3 protein-coding genes are annotated in these 3,254 nt (G+C 73.3%); 2 read left to right on the top strand and 1 reads right to left on the bottom strand.

Annotated elements, in window-relative coordinates:
- Positions 1-639 precede the first annotated feature (639 nt).
- The gene (locus ACTUAL_RS09520; RefSeq protein ID WP_440900001.1) at positions 640-765 is read right to left on the bottom strand and encodes a hypothetical protein; all 126 of its coding nucleotides are present in this window, start codon (positions 763-765) and stop codon (positions 640-642) included.
- A 239-nt stretch (positions 766-1,004) separates the two neighbouring features.
- Between ACTUAL_RS09520 and ACTUAL_RS09525 the strand changes: the two genes are divergently transcribed.
- On the top strand, positions 1,005-2,726 hold the full coding sequence (locus tag ACTUAL_RS09525) for a hypothetical protein (protein ID WP_440900002.1): 1,722 nt from the start codon (positions 1,005-1,007) through the stop codon (positions 2,724-2,726).
- A gap of 76 nt (positions 2,727-2,802) precedes the next feature.
- A partial coding sequence (locus ACTUAL_RS09530; RefSeq protein ID WP_440900003.1) for a hypothetical protein occupies positions 2,803-3,254 on the top strand: 452 nt, incomplete at its 3' end.

A 3,254-nucleotide genomic window follows, 5' to 3' on the forward strand; every position in this document is an offset into this window, starting at 1 on the left:
GGGCAGCGGGTTGTCCGGCACCTGGATGACCGGAGGCGGGGCGCCCGGCGGTGGGATGCCGAACAGCGGCACGTTCGCTCCCGGTGTGCCGAATCCGGGGACGCTCAACCCCGGTGCGAGGGTTCCGGGTGCGCCGCACCACGGGACGTTCAACCCCGGCGCACGGGTTCCCGGCGTGCCGAACCCCGGAACGCTGAGCCCTGGCAAGCGAGTTCCCGGAGCGTCCTTCCCCGGAACGCGCAACCCCGGCTCGCGGGTCCCCGGCGTGCCTGGTGGTCCTATGTCCGCTGGTCAGGCCACTGTCCGGCAGGTCCCCGCCGGTTCGATCCCCGCCACCCCGGCCCCCGCCACCCCGGCCCCCGCCGGCCCGTCTCCCGCAGGACCGAGCCCCGCCGGCTCGTCCCCCGCTGGCCCGATCCCCAGCAGCCAGGTCCCCGCCGGCCCGTCTCCTGCCGGTCCGAGTCACCCCAGTCCGATCCCCACCGGCCACACCCCGGCCAACCCGGTGCCCAACGCCGATCCGCAGACCTCCGCCGGTGACCGCCCCGACAACCCCGACCCCGGTTTCTCCGGCCGTGACCTGTTCGGCGGTGACCCCCGCGCGTGACCGAGCCGGGGCGGGCCACCACCCGCCCCGCGTCACACCCCGCCGACCAGCCCCGCCCGCAGCGCCTCGTGCACGTAGTGGTCGACATGGAACGTCACCACCAGCCGGAGGCACCCGGTCGCGGAGCGCGCAGCCGCGCGACGGCGGGGAGGGGGCACCGGGCGATCGCAAGGGCTCGAGAACCACCCCCCTGACGCCCGACCACCGCCGTCCGCCCGCCCGAAACCCGCCCGTCACCGGCCGTTCCCCGCTCACCACCCGCCACCCGTGATCGTTGGCGTCGCGTTGGCGGCACGTTGGCGGCGTCCCTCTACTGTGCGGTGAACACCCATACCGAAGTGCCGGTTCCCTGCGCCACGCCGGCGCGAGACGAGATGCCCCGAGGAAGGTCCTGCTCATGGCAGAAGCCACCGCAGAAGTTACCGCCACCGCGACCGCCGCCATGGTCGTGGCGAAGAGGGTGGCCGGCGCGGCTAACGGGGCTGATGTCAACCCGGAGATCGAGTCCATCGGCAAGGACGCCGCCGCCGAGCCGGAGGCCTTCACGCCCACCGGCAACGTCGCCGCGCCCGCCGACCCGTTCGCCAGCCTGGCCCAGGTCGCCGGGTGGACGATGGACTACGTCGCGTTCCTGCGCGAGCCGATCGACCAGTTGCAGACCGACAAGGGCAGCGTCCAGGCCACCGCCGACGCCTACCGCACCGCGTCCGAGCGGATGCGCGAGCTGTCGAACACCCAGCGCGAGCAGCTGGGCAACCCGCAGGGCTGGACCGGCGAGTCCATGGAGGCCTTCAAGGGCAGCATGGACAAGTTCGGCGGCGAGCTGGACTCGATGGCGAACGCGGTCGCGCAGAAGGGCGTGGTCGTCGAGGCCACCGGCAAGATGGTCGAGGGGATGCGCGCGGGCGTCATCGACCAGGTCAGCCGGTTCTCCGACTCGCTGGCCCCCGCCGCCGTCGCCGCCTACGTCATGGCCCCGCTGACCTTCGGCGCCTCGATCCCGATCTTCCTGGCCTCGGTGGTGGACGCCGCCACCCAGGTCGGCCAGGACATCTCCGGGCGCATGGACCAGCTCAAGGAGGCCATGGGCCGCCAGGCCGAGCGGATGGGCAAGCTCGACCAGCTGTCCGACCAGGTCAGCAAGGAGTGGGAGCGGTACGACGACGTCTCCGACAACGCCACCGCGACCGGCCGCCTGGCTGCGCGGATGCCGAACGCGGAGGAGGGCACGACCACCGCGTCCCTGGCCAACGCCCCGCGCGCCATGACGGCCGAGGGCACGACCAGCCCGACCCTGCCGAACGCCCCGCGCGGCATGATGGTCGAGGGCGAGACCAGCCCGACCCTGCCCAACGCCCCGCGCGGCATGACCGCCGAGGGCACCACCAACCCGTCCGGGATGAACGCGCCGCGCCCGAGGTTCGCCGACGACGAGGCCGCGCTGGAGCCCAAGCAGGGCCTGCTCCAGTCCAGGCAGGGGCTGCTGCAGCCGATGGAGCGGGGCGAGCTGCGGCAGGGCGCGCTGCTGGAGCCCATGCAGGCGGGCGAGCGGCGGATGATGCAGCCCCTGGAGCCGAAGATGGCGGCCGAGCGGATGCACGCTTTGGAGCCCAGGGTGGGCGTGGAGCGGATGCACGCGCTGGAGCCCAGGATGGTGGGGGAGCGGATGCAGCCGCTCGAGCCCATGCAGCGGGCCGAGCACTCGCAGATGCACGCGGTCGAGCGGCAGCAGGGCACCCCCGCGCACCACGTGCTCCAGCCGACGCAGCAGGGCACTCCGGCCTACCACCCGCTGCAGCCGACCCAGCAGGGCACTCCGGCGCACCACGTGCTGCAGCCGACCCAGCAGGGCACCCCCGCGCACCACCCGCTGCAGCCGATGCACCAGGGCACTCCGGCGTACCAGCAGTCCGTGCAGCCGCTCCAGCCGATGCACCAGGGCACCCCGGCGTACCAGCAGCCCGTGCAGCCGTTGCAGCCCATGCACCAGGGCACCCCGGCCTACCAGCGGCAGCAGCCCCTGCAGCCCACCCACATGTCGGTCCCGGCCCAGCAGGCCGAGCCGCTGCGCCCCACCCAGGCGTGGACCCGTGAGCAGCGGCAGGTGGAGAACGGCTAGGAGCTGACGCGGCCGAGCGCCGACCACCTCACCCCGTCCCCACCCTCTCCCTGCGCCCCGCGGAGGCAGCACAGCGATGTCCACGACCGAACAGCAGATGCAGAAGATGCACGTGATGTCCCGACGCCCGGCCCCGACGAGCGACTCCGGTGGCGCGGGCTCCGGGTTCTCCATGAACCAGTCCGACATGGAGACCCTGCGCAAGCAGGCCGAGGACCTCGGCAGCAGCTACAAGGAGATCGCCGCCGCGATCACCGGCGCCTCCCTGTCCGGCAACGCCTTCGGGCAGGTCGGCGCCGAGGCGGTGGAGCGGTTCAACGTCTCCTCCGCCAAGGGCGGGATGCACCTCGACAAGATCTCCATGACGATGGGCAAGGTCGCGGGCGGCATCCAGGCCACGGCCCAGGACCACGCCCAGACCGACGACAGCAACAACCAGGAGTTCGCGGGCATCAACACCGAGACCGACGCTCAGGCCCCCGCGGGCGCGGGCGGCGCGGGTGGCTCGGGTGCGACCGGTCAGGGCGC

Source organism: Actinosynnema sp. (assembly GCF_052038725.1).

Bases quoted from the DNA above. Each gene is read 5' to 3' on its own strand.
- ACTUAL_RS09525 (WP_440900002.1), top strand. From the start codon at position 1,005: ATGGCAGAAGCCACCGCAGAAGTTACCGCCACCGCGACCGCCGCCATG.